Below are 14935 nucleotides of genomic sequence, written 5' to 3' on the forward strand. Positions count from 1 at the left end.
TCAACCGCATGTGGCTCCCTGCATGCGGTTTTTTTATTGCCAATCACCGTTAGACGCGCATATCAATAAGCTCATCGTAATCAGTTCATCGTAATAGGTTTGGTGCACGTAGCAAGCCATAAACTGGGTAGGCAGATACTAAGCTTTTACTGGTTTTAGACTACGGTAATTAACTAAAGCTCTTAACTTTGGTGTTTAGATTAAGCTTTTAAGACAATCACTTAACACAAGATCCTTGCTCTCTCTACATATTGGGTCCTCACATAGGCGATTGCTCTTCGGGGGCCTTGAGTGAGAAAAACAGAGCATAAAGTCAATCGACTAACGGGAAATAGTCAAAAGATCTAAGAGTCAAAAGCTCTAAGAGACAAAGGCTAAAGATTCAGAGGTTCGATGCATCAGTGAGGGGAGATACTCTCTTGAATACTGAATAAACACAGTATTTAGGGATAAGTGATAGCAGTAACTTGTTAAGCGACTGGCGGCTGGTTATGCCGCCAATCCTTTGATGGGATGTACTTGTGGAATGCTAAGCGTTATTTAGCTTATTGGCTCACAGGTTAGTGGACGGCAGATTTGCCTTTAAGAACTGGCTTTGTTCCCAGAGCAAGTGTTCTAGGGATTCCTTAGCCGCATAACTGTGTTCTTCAAAGGGCAGAACAACTAATCTTGCTTTACCGCCAAGGCCTTGAATAGCATCGAACAGTCGTTCTGATTGCAGCGGGAAAGTGCCTGAGTTTTGGTCCATCTCGCCGTGAACTAATAGCAAGGGTGATTTGATGTTATCGGCGTAATTAAACGGTGACATTTGCTGATAAATATCATTGGCTTGCCAGTAGTAACGCTCCTCATTTTGAAACCCAAAAGGAGTGAGGCTGCGATTATAGGCACCGCTTCGGGCAATGCCTGCATAAAACAAATCCGTATGGGCGAGCAAGTTTGCCACCATAAAGGCCCCGTAGGAATGTCCACCCACGGCGATTTGTTTGCGATCGGCAATGCCTAAATCCACCAAGGTATCGACAGCCGCCTGTGCGTTGGCAACGAGTTGCTCGCGAAAGCTGTCATTGGGCTCTTTATCCCCTTGAGCGATGATGGGCATAGAGACTTTATCAAACACCGCAAAGCCTTCGGCGACTAATGGGATTGGGCCCCTAGGGCTGATGCTGGGATATTGATTGGCGCTAAAGCTAATTTGGCCCGCGACATCGGGATCGTTAAATTCCCGCGGATAAGCCCACATTAACACTGGTAGGGTGCCTTGCTCCTTGGTGTAATTGGCGGGTAAGTAGAGAGTGCCAGACAGGGGCACTCCATCGGTTCTTTTGTAGGTGATAAGCTGCTTCTGCATTCCCCGATACGCACTCAGTTCATCGGCCTGTTGGTAGAGCACACTTTCTTTAGCGCCATCGATTAAGACAAGGCTTGGGGCTTCAGTCGGGCTTTCACGGTTAATAATCAGCTGTAAGGGCTCAAGATTGAGCACGTAGCGCACCGACTCTAATTGCTGGGCTGGCGATTGCCAAAGCAGTGACGACTCACCCGTCAGTAATGAGGTGCGCTTTAAGAAAGGCTTATCCCCCTGTGGCGATGCCCCTTGGCCGTAGTGAATAAGCCCTGCAGTTTGCGCCTGCTGCAGGCGGATCACATGCCCTTTGCCTTGGGTGTATTCTCTGGAGAATGTTCCAAGCTCTTGATATTTATCGCGCAGATTACGCTCGTTCAACGTCTGTAGGCTACTTTCTCCAAGGCGGGTATCTAGGCTACTCAGTCGCAGTAACTGTGCTTTGCTATTGCGCTGGGTCACTAAGGCGATGTTGTTTTCCGCCCAGTCGATATCGATGATCCGCCAAGGGGTTTTGGCTATGAGTTTGGCCTTTTGGGTAAAGGGGGCATCGAGTTGCCATAGACTGTCCCGTAGCGGCGCCTCCTGCTGGCTATCGCCCTGATCTAGAGCCTCGGTAAAGGCTAAGGTTGCGCTTCGCCCTTGAACCCAATGGAACTGGCGTGGGCCTGGGAGCACTGAGTCTCTTCCTTGGGGCTTAGATTCTCCACTCTGGCTTTGGTACAGTTGCGTAATGCTTTGGCCATCAAGATTATAAATCTCTGTTAAGGTTGAAAAATCATAATATTTTACTTGGGTTGAGAAGGGCGTGGTGAGCTGATGGGTTAAAATATAGCGCCCATCGGGTGAAACCGAAAAATCCTCAAAAATACCCGGCGCGGCGATATTTGTCCGCTTGCCATCTAAATCCACTCGGGCCAATTGACTGGTTGTCAGTAGGCTAAAGCGTTGTTTGTCAGCGCTGGTTTTCAATAAGTCCTGATAGGTGCGCTGTGGGCTTTGTTTGCCCGAGGTTTCCTTGGTTTTAGGTGCGTAAACGGCCTGAGCCATGCTTGCGTTGGTATTGGAGGCTACCACAAAGCGAGTGAGCAGGCTGCTATTGTTAACCCACTGATAATCAAGACTAATCGTGCCATTCAATCGGTTATCTGACAGGCGCTTGTGGCTATCTTGAGCGATGTTGTAAACATATAAGTAACCGCCCTCTGGCGTTAGGCTCAAATAGGACAGATAGCGACTGTCGGGGGAAAACTGCAGCTCAGTAATATCATGGCCGCCGGGCAAGCTAATCATTCGCTGCTGATTGTTTTGAATATTAATTAGCCTGAGTTGGTGGTAGCGTTTGCTAATACGGCTGGGTAAATATTGCTCTGCTGCGATACGTAACCCCGCGAGTTTCTGCTCTGGTATGGCCAACGTAGTAATACTGGGAGCCGAAATAGGGCTGAGCAATGCTAACCATTGGCGATCGTTTGAAAGCCGTGTCGTGAGGCTGGTACTGTGGTTAATGGTTTGCTGCAATGCAGAGGAAGGTTTTTGGTAGTCTTGTGCTAAGGTCTGTGGGGTAAAAATTGGACATAACATCATCCCGATGCAAATCAAGGCTAAACGAAGCATGTTTGGGTCCCTAACAAAGTGCATAACTCCCGCACAGATAATTTGTAACAGGAGTAAGACGTTGACGCATAAGTTTTTATTGGTCATGCAGTTGTAAGCAATCTGTTGCTTTGTCGCAACCCGCTTCGACTCGATTCTATATTGTTTAAATCTCTATTTTAGATTTTATACGAGCTAATATTTTGAATTTTATATAGTTAGTTTAATTCATTCGTTTGCTAACTGGGCTAAGTCTTAGGTAGTATCTAACCGAATGATGCACTCATTACCCTAACCATAAAAAGATCAATAACTCAGGTGTGAGAAAAATGAAGGATAAGAATAAGTTGAGTTTTTGCTTAGGAAGTTGTCGCATTGACCCTTCCGATAACTCAATTTCATTTCAAACGCAGGCGGATGAAACGTCCCAACATGAAGCCGCTAAGGTGTCACTTCAACCTAAGTTTATTGAAGTGCTTAGCTATCTTGCCTTGCGTCATCCTAATGTGGTGACCCGTGATGAGTTGATCGAAAAAGTGTGGGAGGGCAATGTTTACGTAGGTACTAAGGCACTCACTAATGCGATTTGGCATTTACGGCAGCAATTGTCGCCACTCGAACAGGATGGTGGTGTGATTGAAACCGTGCGTAAGGCTGGGTACCGCCTCTTATTGCCCCCTGTCTACGACATTTCTGATGACACAGACATCGATAAACTCCAAATCACTGAGGCGAAGTTACAGCATACGATGCGACGACTGCATTTTATGGTGATATTGATGGGGGCGGTCATCGTGACTGTTGGTCTATTGATTGGCGTGCACCTGTACCAAGATAAACAGCGGATGACAGAGACCCAAATGACAGTGCTGACCAGAGATCCGGGATCGGAGCGTTATCCTAGGTTATCCCACGATAGGCGTTGGTTAGTGTATGGTGCGAGTCGTCCTGGCGTTACTTCTAGTCTGTATCTTAAAGATTTTAAACGTGAAGACATCCCCGCCCGTCAGTTAACGCCTTCCACATCGGCAGAGCTTCGCGCAGTGTGGAGTTTAGATGACACTAAGTTGTTTTTTGCCTCCCGAACTCAGGGAACGGGAGAGTGCCAAATTACTCAGTTAACCCTTGCAACCAATGAAACCCTCGCCTTAGCGCCTTGCTCGACCGATATGGCGGCAATAGATATTTCTGCTGACGGCCAATATCTTGCGTATGTTTCCTCCCTTGAGGCGGGTAAGGTGGGTGGTATCTACCGTTTGTCTTTGGTGCAACCTGACGCTAAGGCTGAAAGATTATCCTGCGAAGTGCACTGTAACTATGAAGACCGAGATTTAGCCTTCAGTCCTGATGGTCGTTGGCTGGCAATAGCGAGACGCTTTAGTAATATCTCGGAAGATATTTTTATTCGGGATTTAGCCAGTGCCAGTGAGAAACGCTTAACCCACGGACTAGAAGATATTCGCGGCTTGAGTTGGACGCCTGATAGCCAGTCGCTGGTTTTTGCCACCGAAGATTCCGGCAGTCGCAACGGTTTTACTATCGATATTGCAACCACGCATATTCAATCTCTCGATGTAGAGGGAATGAGTTATCCCAGCAGTGTATCAGCGGAAGGTGAGCTTGTTTATCACCAGTATCGTCGTCAATTCCAAATGGCGTATTTTTCCCTTGGGGAGTCGGTATCTGGCAGTTTGTTTCCGCTCCTGTATTCTAGTATCAGCCACCGAAATCCCGATTATTCCCCCGAGGCGAAACGGATAGTATTTGTCTCTAGTGAGACTGGCTATAACGAGATTTGGGCGTCAGATATAAACGGCAAAAAACTTGAGCAACATACTCATCTCAAGTCGCGCGTAGCTTACCCGCGTTGGTCTCCCGATGGCTCTAAAATAGCTTTTATCGCCCCCGATGATCGCAATGAAGGTAATCGCATTTTTATTTTAGATTTAGCCAATAAAAACATTACTGCCTTAGCCTCGAGTTATCACAATCACGGTCGCCCCAGTTGGAATTGGCAGGGCACTGCCGTATTAGCATCGACCAGCGATGGCATCACGGAGTTTTATTTAGATAACAGTACACCAAGAGTGATCAGTCCTCTGACTATGGCTGTGGGATTTGCGAAATCGGCTAACGAATTTGTATTTAGCCGTTATGGGGTGAATGGACTCTGGCAGATTGATTTAACGCAGCCTGAGCAGGTTCGAGAGTTAATTCCTAGCAAAGTATTCCGTGCAGGTAATAACTGGGTGCTTACGGCAAACGGGGTGTATTTTAAATCGAGTAATGGTAACGAGCAGCGGCTTAATTTTTGGGAGGCGAGCAATCAACAGCTGACATCACTCCTAAGGGTTCCCCGTTCGAGCTTAAGCGGTTTTGGCTCTATGACGTATATCCAAGAGTCAAACCGCTTAGTGATGACGCTCGATGGCTTCCCACAACGGGATATCATCTTGCTTAAGTATAAGTTACTTAAATAAGTTGCTTTAAGGATTACTTAGCGCTAAATCTTCCGCCGAGTACAGCTTCGCGGGAGGCGCCTGTGACAGCTGGGAGGTTGGCGGGTAAGCCTAAGTGGTTACGCATGGCGAGCCACGCGAAGGCGATGCCTTCGGCCCACTTAGGGTCGACGCCAAGGGCCGAGGTAGTATCCAGCTTATAACCTGGTAATAAGGCGGCAAGACGTTGCATCAGTTGGCCATTGAACGCGCCGCCACCACAGACGAACAATTCCCCTTCATTGGATAGTTTAATAATGTCTTGGGCTATGCTGTGGCAGGTTAAATCCAATAACGTCGATTGGATATCTTCTTCATCTAAATGATTAAAAGGCGATAATTGCTGTTCTAGCCAAGCTTGGTTAAATAGCTCGCGCCCAGTGCTTTTAGGGTAAGCAAGGGAGAAATACGGGTGCGAAAGCAGTTGCGTTAACAGGCCTTGGTCGGTTTTGCCCGATGCCGCCCATTCGCCATCTTTATCGAAGGGCTCACTTTTCACCTGCTGGATCCAGGCGTCTACCAAGGTATTGCCAGGTCCCGTGTCGAAGCCCAGCACTTGGTCACTGTTGCCCGGTAAATAAGTAATGTTGGCTATGCCGCCAATATTTAAAATGATGCGTTTCTTGCCAACTTCAGCAAAAGTCTGCTGGTGGAATGCGGGCACTAAGGGCGCGCCTTGGCCACCTAGGGCAATATCTTTACGGCGAAAATCGGCAATCACATCGATACCTGTTTCAGTTGCTATAGTGTTTGGATCGCCAATTTGCAGGGTAAAACCCACTTCAAGGTTTGGCATGTGGCGCACGGTTTGGCCATGGCTTCCAATGGCGATAACCTCTTCTTTGGCAATGGTGCATTTGGCCAGCAGATTATTGACTGCTAAGGCGAACAGTTGACCTACATTACGATCTAAACGGCCGAGGCGGTTAATTTCATCTGTACTGGGTAAGCAAAGGCGCTGTAGGCCTTTGAGCAAATGGCTCGGTATGGCTTCGGTATGGCTGGCGATAAGCTGCGGCTGCGCGCCAGAAAAGTCGACCAATACGGCATCGACACCGTCCATGCTGGTGCCTGACATCAGTCCAATATAATAAGCGTTTTTCATTGGGAGGAATCCGTCCGTCGTTATTGCATTGCCAATTGCGTTTGCTTGTTTTGCGAAAGTGTAGTCATCAATTGCTGGCTGAGTGCATCAAATTGATGTTTTTCTTTTCTCGCAATTGATTCGGCTTTAGGTAGCGTTATGGTTCTTGGGTTGCGGTGGACGCCATTGACGATAAATTCGTAATGCAAATGCGCACCCGTGACGCGCCCCGTTTTACCTAATGTACCTATGATTTGCCCTTGCTTAACGCTGGCTCCTTTGCTGACGTTGCGCTTAGTGAGGTGAAGATATTTGGTGGTATAGGTATCGTTGTGTTTGATAAACACATAGTTACCGTTGAATTGATTGTAGCCCGCTTCGATGACGCGTCCGCTCCCCGCCGCTTTAATGGGTGTGCCAATGGCGGCGACATAATCCACTCCGCGGTGGGCTTTGACTTGGCCCGTTACTGGGTGTAAACGCCTTGGATTAAAGTTGGAACTGACATATTTAAAATCGACTGGTGAGCGTAAGAAGGCTTTACGCATGCTAGTGCCATTTTCGGAATAATAGTTGCCGTCGGTATAGCGAATGGCGGTATAGCGCTCATCTTGGTTTACAAATTCTGCGGCTAAGATATTGCCGTTACGCAAAAATTCACCATCGGCATATTCTTGCTCATAAATAATGGCAAAGCTGTCGCCTTCGCGTAAATCTAAGGCGAAGTCGATGTCCCAGCCAAATACGGTCGATAATTGCATGATCTGATTTGCACTCATGCCTGCATCGACGGCGGCGTTCCAGAAGTTGCTCTTAATCTTAGCACTGGTGAAATGGCTGCGGATTTCCACATCCTTCTCAGAGATTTTTTCTTGGTATTGCTCTTGATTCTTAGTAATCACTAAGGTTGAAATTGCATTGACGCGATAACGCACTTCGGTCAAATCACCATTGGCATCCTTTGAAATCACGATTTCTTCGCCCGGCATAATCTTAAGTAAGTTTTGTTTGGCCAAGGGAAGTTGGGTGATTTCATACACGTCTTTACTGGTTAATCCTGCGCGATCAAATACTGCGGCTAAGGTGTCACCGTTTTTAACGTTAAAATGCTCGACATCTCTGTGATGGGCACTCTCTAAGGATTCTGTCGCTGGATTATTAGCATCACCCGCGGCAAGCGCGTCGGTTGATGATAATGGTGCAGCATTGGTGGGCGCATTGTCTGTTTGGCCCTCTAATAACTCAGGACGTTCAGGCGAGCGAAACGCTAAAGGCACATCATAACGGGTGTTGATTTGAGCTTGGTCATCAATGCTAGTGGTTTGTCTTGAAGCTTGCGCTTCTTCAGAAGGGAGTAGCATGGTTATCATAGTGATAACTGAAAGAATGCTGAGGAGAATTTGATGCTTTTTAGGCAACAATTTAAATAACGTTATAACCTTTCCCATTGACGCCGATACCAATAACCAGAGACTTAAATAATCCCGTTAGTGTACACACTTTCAATTGTGGTGGCTAACAAGTAACATAAGTCTCTTCATTTTATGATCATGGCCTTAGGAGTCCCTGCCGAGATGGCTGATTTAGACCAAGTATTAGCAGAAATTAGACGTGGTACCGATGAGATTTTACTCGAAGCGGATCTGCTGGAAAAACTCAAAGAAGGACGTCCACTCCGTATTAAGTTAGGCGCCGATCCTACCGCTCCGGACATCCATCTTGGACACACAGTAATCTTAAATAAATTAAGGTTATTCCAAGAGTTAGGTCATGAAGTCATTTTTTTGATTGGTGACTTTACTGGTATGGTGGGTGACCCAAGCGGTAAAAACAGTACGCGTCCACCGTTAACCCGTGAGCAAGTATTAGCGAACGCCGAAACCTATAAAGAACAGGTTTATAAGATACTTGATCCAGTTAAAACCCGTATCGAATTTAACTCAAGCTGGCTAGAGCCATTGGGCGCAGCGGGGATGATCCGCCTTGCTTCCAAGCAAACTGTGGCTCGTATGATGGAGCGTGATGACTTTAAGAAGCGTTATGCCTCGGGTCAATCTATTGCGATTCATGAGTTTATGTATCCGCTGCTGCAAGGTTACGACTCAGTTGCGCTGCAGGCCGATGTAGAGCTGGGTGGTACAGATCAAAAGTTCAACCTGTTAATGGGCCGTGAACTGCAAAAAGCGGAAGGCCAAAAGCCACAAGCTGTGATCATGATGCCGCTGCTCGAAGGTTTAGACGGCGTGAAGAAAATGTCTAAATCGGCACACAACTATATTGGCGTGAGCGAACCTGCCAACGAAATGTTTGGCAAGCTGATGTCAATTTCGGACGATTTAATGTGGCGCTACTTTGAGCTGCTATCATTCCGTCCACTGGCTGAAATTGAGCAGTTTAAGCAAGATGTGGCCAATGGGTCTAACCCACGCGACATTAAAATTGCCTTGGCTAAAGAAATCATCACACGTTTCCACGATGAAGCGTCTGCAGAAAGCGCGCATCAAGCTTTTGTTGACCGTGCTAAGGGCATGATCCCTGACGATATCGAAGAAATCGAGTTAGTGGCGGGTGAAGGTATTGCGATTGCAAATCTGTTGAAAGATGCTGATTTAGTAGCATCGACTTCAGAAGCGATGCGGATGATCAAGCAAGGCGCGGTGAAGATGGACGGCGAAAAGCTGGACGATAGCCGTATGACTTTGTCTGCTGGTACTGTCGCGGTATTCCAAGTCGGTAAACGCAAATTTGCCAAAGTGACTTTGGTTTAAGCCATTGTCTGTTAAATGAAAAGTCGTTAATCGAACAAAAAGAGCGCCTTAGAGCGCTCTTTGTTTTTAAGTCTGTTTCCCCCCATAAGATTAAGGCGCTGTGTTGGCCTCGTGCTCGGCGATATTACATCTGTCGGTGCCAAAGTGTTGCCCACCACTGCATTTCCACGCCAGTTGCGCCGAACTTACCTGCCATTGTTTTGCATTCTGCTTTAAGGAAATAATCAACAGCATTTGTGGATGTTGCTTGGAGAGCTCGCTCACCTGATAGGTCAAAATGCTGTCTTTATTGGTTTGGGTTCGCACTAAGGTAAATTTGTTGCCTGCGTATTGGCTGCTGATCTGACTTGGGTCTTCCGACCAAGGTTGATGTTGCGCCTGAGCGACACGCAGCTGCTGATTAAAATGACTGACGGGCTGAACGGCGTAAGACACGATTATGGGCTGTAAGGCCTGTGCTTTGGGAGCCAGCATTAAGCCATTAAGGGCGAGTAGGGCTATCAATCCAAAAAACTTCATACAAACCTCATTGAAACGAAACGACTCAGTCAACCTAGCTAAGGTGAAATACGCAGTGGTATTGGCTCATTGTTAGTTTCGACCCGTTTTTAGGGATCAAGTTTCAAAGACGGGGAAATTTTGTGACTACTGCATCGCTAATTGATCAGACATGGTCTGGTAATCGATAAGATCCACATGCTCAGTCACCCTATTGTTGAGCATATCGAGTTTAAGGCTAGTGACGCCAGGAATAGCGATGTCGATGATTTTGCCAGGTTTGCCGAATTGCTCGCCCGGCCCTTTGAAGTGATAGTTACCTATCATTACTACCAAAGAGCCGGCGTTATACATATGTTCTATGTTGAAGTCGTACTCGAGTACGCCCTCATGGGCGCGCTCAAGAAAGTCGATGATAAAGCGACCGCCGGTGTATTTACGGTTAGCGGTTTTGTCGAAGAAGATACTGTCGCGGTTATAGAATTTTCGTAGTGTCTTATAGTCGTGTTCGGTTAGCGCATTCATATACTTTACGGCTAACAGCTGTTCTTGCGGCATTTCACCTGAGTTGGCTTGCGCCGCTGCAGGATTGAGGGCTGGCACAAAAATGAGGCACAAAATAAGACACAATATTCGCAAACTATTCCCTCTTGGTTTTGAGATCAAAGGCCGGTAACGACAGATGCCACTTGATGGCGCTTAAGCGGATAAATAGGGCACTGGTCATCGCCAGAAACAGCGCCGTTTTCTCGCCCATACCGTAGGCTAAACTCACGGTATAGCCGATACCACCAATGATTGAAGCTGTGGCATAGACTTCTGTACGTAACACCATAGGAACTTGTCTGCACAGTAAGTCTCGAATAATGCCTCCTCCCACGCCTGTGATCAAGCCCATAACCACGGCAATCATGCCACTTAAGCCCATATTAAGGGCTTTTTCGGCACCAATCACAGTAAACAAGGCTAATCCAAAGGCATCGGCGACCGGCAAAATATATTCGGGCACCTTACGAGGTCGACGCACTAACAGCAAACAGGCGAGCACAGTTGCGAGGATCACTATGATGTAATTGGGATCGCGGATCCAAAACACAGGCGTCGCGCCAATCAAGGCATCCCGAATACTGCCACCGCCCACAGCGGTAACCGAGGCGAGTACTATGACACCAAAGGGGTCCATTCTATGGCGTCCAGCGGCGAGTGCGCCAGAAAGTGCAAATACAGCAGTACCCCATAAATCAAAAAAGTAGATCCACTGGCTCATTTACTCATCTCTTTGATATGTATATTTAATGCGTCCACAGAGATGCGAATTTCAATCACAGATAAAATCAGTGAATAGAGCAGTAATAGCAGACTAGCGCCAAAAATCACTGAGCCAGTTTTATTAAAGCCGACATAGATGAAAATCATGCACAGTACGCACAGGGCAAAGCTAGATACGCCCGCTTCTTGCATACGACGAATAATGGAAATGCGTTGACTCAGGTTTTTGATTTGATCTTTATGAACGGGTTTCTCACCACTGCTTAAGCTCCGTATTAATGCCGCGAGAGCAAAAAAACGATTAGTATAAGCTAATAGTAACAATGAGATAGCAGGAAATAACAACGCAGGTGTTGTTAATGAAATATGCATGTTTTCGAGCAAGATGGTCAGCCTTTAACTTCACGTTGAGATAATGCGGCATCATATCACAGGCTTTGTAACCAACGTAAACTTGCCCATAACAAGGGCAGTATAATGATAAAGCTAAACCAGATAGCACAGGCACGTGAGGTCAGCTTGATTGCAGGCGTGATGTCATCACTGGTTGGCTGCGGACCATAACGTAGTTTGTCCACATTAATACGCACGCCAGCAAACTTCTGTGGTCCACCGAGTTCGATTCTCAAAATACTGGCCACGAGATTCACACTGAGAACATAACCTCGAATAGCGTGATGATTTTTAGGGGCTCTAAAAAGTTTTGCAAACGCCTTAGGCCCGCCTTGAATGGCGAGCGACAGGCTCCACAACCAAGCCGGAATCGCCAGCAAGATAATGGATACACCATTCACAGTACTGCAAAAATGTTGATACTTTGGTTGAATGGGTGGCCAGCTTAATTCGAGTTGTTTGAGCATACGCACCGCCAGCACTAGCGGTGCTCCAGCAATAGCGAAAAAGAAAATGGTCGATGCTGTGCCGTAAATAGGCGCCGTAGCGAGTTTTTCTATGGTGGCTTTGGCTAGGCCTATTTCCGACAAACTATCGGTATCGCGCAGCACCCAAGGCTGTAATAGCTTTTTTGCGCTGGCATTGTCTCCACGTTTTAAGGCCTTAGCGATTTCATCGGCAACTTGGCTAAATCCTGCATCGGTTAAACACAGATAAAGCACCAAAAATTCGAAAAACCATGGAAAGGCGGCCAGTTCGAGCAAAAAGGTGATAATGGCCCAAAACGGGAACAGTAACAGCAACATAGCTAAAAAGCCTGCTGTGGCTTGTTGGCTTGGAGATCGTTCAGGGCGATTCACTTTGGCGGCGAGTTGCTTGGCTAAATGGCTAAACCAAATAAGCGGCTGCATTTCCCGTGGCAATGGTGCTAAGCGCGCCAATAACAAAGCAAAAAAAAGTACCAAAAAGCCTTCAAACAAAGCGCCATCTATCTCGACAAGTTGTTGATAAAAAGAGGTGTGCATTCGGTACTTTCCGCTTAAGTGATTACTTTACTGAGTCAGGATTCAGTTGCTCAAGTAGCAGCATCACCATCAACGCCGAGTGGTAACCCGCTTTGACAATATAAGAATCAAAATCCACTGGCGAGTCATTGTTGGCGTTATCCGATAAAGAGCGGATAACCACAAATGGCACACTAAACTGATGACAAACTTGAGCGATTGCCGCGCCTTCCATCTCACAGGCGGCCATAGTCGGGAAGTTTTTGAGCATGGCTTGGGTGCGAACAGGATCGCAAATAAAGCTGTCGCCAGTACAAATCAAACCTTCAATTGCTTTGACTTCACCCAGCTGAGCAATCGCTTTGTTAGCGGCTTCAACTAAATGTGCGGCAGGAATAAACGCAGCGGGTTGCTGTGCCATTTGGCCAATTTCATAACCAAAGGCGGTGACATCCACATCATGGTGACGTACTTCAGAAGAAATCACGATATCGCCAATGGCCAACGTATCGACAAAACCACCGGCAGAACCTGTGTTGATCACCGCATCTGGCGCATATTTTTCGATGAGCAGTGTGGTCGCAATACTTGCGGCGACTTTACCTATGCCTGAACGAGTCACGACTACGTCTTTACCTGCGAGTGTACCTGCAATAAATTCAATACCAGCAATGGTTTGCGATGTCGCGTTTGTCATGGCGGCGATCAGGTGAGCGACTTCTGGCTCCATTGCGCCAATAATTCCAATTTTCATGGGAGACCTTTTTGATTCAACACTTAAGAGTGGGACACGAGAATGCTGGCTAATATACCACACAGTTTTATGCAGTCGTTATGGTGAGATTGGGATTGCTTGATAATGGCGCGGTAAAATGCGGGAGGGTTAACGGAAAAGTACGCTCATAAGATGCGCGCTTATATCTATTTTTCCATCAACCGATGGCGACAAGTCACAAACAAATGGCTGGACTTGTTTGACTAAGTCCAGCCATTGCAGTACTTGATAAATGACAGCGGTAAAACAGTTTTTTAGGGATAAAACTAACACATTGGCGTTTAAGCTTAGCGCTTAGTCCAAGTAGTTAAGAATACCTTGAGCAGCATCACGACCTTCGGCAATGGCTGTCACGACTAAATCAGAACCACGCACCATATCACCACCGGCAAATACTTTCGGGTTGGTGGTTTGGAATGGATTTTCGTCTAACTTACTCGCTTTGACTCGTCCCCATTGATCTAGCTCGATACCGTGTTCGGCAAACCAAGGTGCTGGGCTAGGTTGGAAACCAAAGGCAATAATGATCGCATCGGCTTCGAGCAACTGTTCGCTCCCCGCAATCGCTTCGGCGCGTTGACGACCGCTTGCATCGGCCTTGCCCATGGCGGTTTCAACGCATTCAATGCCGATCACTTTGCCATCTTGGGTTTTAATCGCCACAGGTTGACGGTTAAACAGGAAGTTAACGCCTTCCTCCCGCGCATTTTGTACTTCGCGGCGTGAACCCGGCATGTTGGCCTCATCACGGCGGTAAGCACAGACTACGCTGCTGGCACCTTGTCTAACGGCTGTGCGCACACAATCCATCGCAGTATCACCACCGCCTAATACCACCACACGTTTACCTTCAAGGTTCAGGTAGGGCGATTGCGCATCTTGCGTGCCCATTAAATGGTGGGTATTACCAATCAAATAGGGCAGGGCTTGGTATACGCCTTGGGCATCTTCACCCTCAAGGCCTGCTTTCATCGCGGTATAGGTGCCCATACCAAGGAATACTGCATCGTATTCTTCGAGCAGTTTAGTAAATGGGATGTCTTTACCGACAGTAACCCCGAGTTTGAACTCAATACCCATGCCTTCTAATACACTGCGACGGGTCGCCATAACGGCTTTGTCGAGTTTAAAAGACGGAATACCGTAGGTGAGTAGACCACCAATTTGTGGATATTTATCAAAGACCACAGCTTTAACACCGTTGCGAGACAGAATATCCGCGCAGCCTAAACCCGCAGGACCCGCACCGACAATCGCCACTCGTTCAGGGCGTGGTGTGACCTTGCTCATATCGGGGCGCCAGCCTTGGGCGATCGCTGTGTCGGTAATGTATTTTTCGACATTACCGATAGTGACAGCGCCAAAGTCGTCGTTCAGAGTACAAGCGCCTTCGCAGAGTCTGTCCTGTGGGCAAACACGGCCGCAGATTTCGGGTAGCGTGTTGGTCTCATGCACTAAATCTGCGGCTTCCATGATGCGACCTTGCTCCGCTAGCTTGAGCCAGTTAGGAATATAATTGTGTAGCGGACATTTCCACTCACAATATGGATTGCCGCAATCTAAACAGCGGTCCGCTTGCTCAGCCACTTGAGGCTGAGCAAAAGGCTGATAAATCTCAATAAACTGAGTCGCACGTTTAGCCGCAGGGTGTTTGGTGGGGTCTTTGCGACCCACTTCAATAAATTGAAAATCGTTACTCATGCGC

Annotated in this window: 12 protein-coding genes; 2 read left to right on the forward strand and 10 right to left on the reverse strand. The window is 47.2% G+C overall.

Features of this window, described 5'->3' with window-relative positions; translation table 11 throughout:
• Positions 1-553: 553 nt before the first annotated feature.
• The gene (locus tag AYJ58_RS08945) at positions 554-2962 is read right to left on the reverse strand and encodes a S9 family peptidase (protein WP_106649830.1); all 2409 of its coding nucleotides are present in this window, start codon (positions 2960-2962) and stop codon (positions 554-556) included.
• A gap of 308 nt (positions 2963-3270) precedes the next feature.
• Here AYJ58_RS08945 and AYJ58_RS08950 point away from each other — a divergent pair, with 308 nt between their 5' ends.
• A complete protein-coding gene (locus tag AYJ58_RS08950) occupies positions 3271-5421 on the forward strand; it encodes a winged helix-turn-helix domain-containing protein (RefSeq protein ID WP_106649831.1) in 2151 nt (716 codons plus the stop codon).
• Positions 5422-5434: 13 nt separating this feature from the next.
• Here AYJ58_RS08950 and AYJ58_RS08955 read toward each other — a convergent pair whose 3' ends face one another.
• Positions 5435-6544 (reverse strand): anhydro-N-acetylmuramic acid kinase, encoded by a 1110-nt coding sequence (locus tag AYJ58_RS08955; RefSeq protein ID WP_106649832.1) that lies wholly within the window; start codon positions 6542-6544, stop codon positions 5435-5437.
• A gap of 20 nt (positions 6545-6564) precedes the next feature.
• Entirely contained in the window at positions 6565-7971 is a 1407-nt protein-coding gene (locus tag AYJ58_RS08960; protein WP_106649833.1) for a peptidoglycan DD-metalloendopeptidase family protein, read from the reverse strand.
• Positions 7972-8097: 126 nt separating this feature from the next.
• On the opposite strand from AYJ58_RS08960, the gene tyrS reads away from it, so the two are divergent.
• Positions 8098-9291, forward strand: coding sequence for a tyrosine--tRNA ligase (gene tyrS, locus AYJ58_RS08965; RefSeq protein ID WP_012088587.1), 1194 nt, complete (start codon positions 8098-8100; stop codon positions 9289-9291).
• Positions 9292-9381: 90 nt separating this feature from the next.
• Here the strand turns inward: tyrS and AYJ58_RS08970 are convergent, their stop codons facing one another.
• From AYJ58_RS08970 to AYJ58_RS09000, 7 genes are all read right to left on the reverse strand, one after another.
• Positions 9382-9810 carry a hypothetical protein gene (locus AYJ58_RS08970; RefSeq protein WP_006085051.1) on the reverse strand — a complete coding sequence of 143 codons (429 nt, stop codon included), beginning with the start codon at positions 9808-9810 and terminating at the stop codon, positions 9382-9384.
• A 126-nt stretch (positions 9811-9936) separates the two neighbouring features.
• Positions 9937-10428: a nuclear transport factor 2 family protein gene (locus tag AYJ58_RS08975; RefSeq protein WP_106649834.1), complete on the reverse strand. Its 492-nt coding sequence runs from the start codon at positions 10426-10428 to the stop codon at positions 9937-9939.
• A 1-nt stretch (position 10429) separates the two neighbouring features.
• On the reverse strand, positions 10430-11056 hold the full coding sequence (locus AYJ58_RS08980; RefSeq protein WP_006080751.1) for a trimeric intracellular cation channel family protein: 627 nt from the start codon (positions 11054-11056) through the stop codon (positions 10430-10432).
• Entirely contained in the window at positions 11053-11430 is a 378-nt protein-coding gene (locus AYJ58_RS08985) for a DUF2721 domain-containing protein (protein ID WP_106651788.1), read from the reverse strand. Before AYJ58_RS08985 ends, AYJ58_RS08980 begins: the two co-directional genes overlap by 4 nt.
• Positions 11431-11486: 56 nt before the next feature.
• Positions 11487-12476 (reverse strand): cobalamin biosynthesis protein CobD/CbiB, encoded by a 990-nt coding sequence (locus AYJ58_RS08990; RefSeq protein WP_106649835.1) that lies wholly within the window; start codon positions 12474-12476, stop codon positions 11487-11489.
• A gap of 22 nt (positions 12477-12498) precedes the next feature.
• Positions 12499-13209 (reverse strand): 5'-methylthioadenosine/adenosylhomocysteine nucleosidase, encoded by a 711-nt coding sequence (locus tag AYJ58_RS08995; RefSeq protein ID WP_106649836.1) that lies wholly within the window; start codon positions 13207-13209, stop codon positions 12499-12501.
• A gap of 315 nt (positions 13210-13524) precedes the next feature.
• Positions 13525-14931 (reverse strand): FAD-dependent oxidoreductase, encoded by a 1407-nt coding sequence (locus AYJ58_RS09000; protein ID WP_106649837.1) that lies wholly within the window; start codon positions 14929-14931, stop codon positions 13525-13527.
• Positions 14932-14935 lie beyond the last annotated feature (4 nt).

This window comes from Shewanella sp. Pdp11, from assembly GCF_002838165.1.
Lineage (GTDB): Bacteria > Pseudomonadota > Gammaproteobacteria > Enterobacterales > Shewanellaceae > Shewanella > Shewanella hafniensis.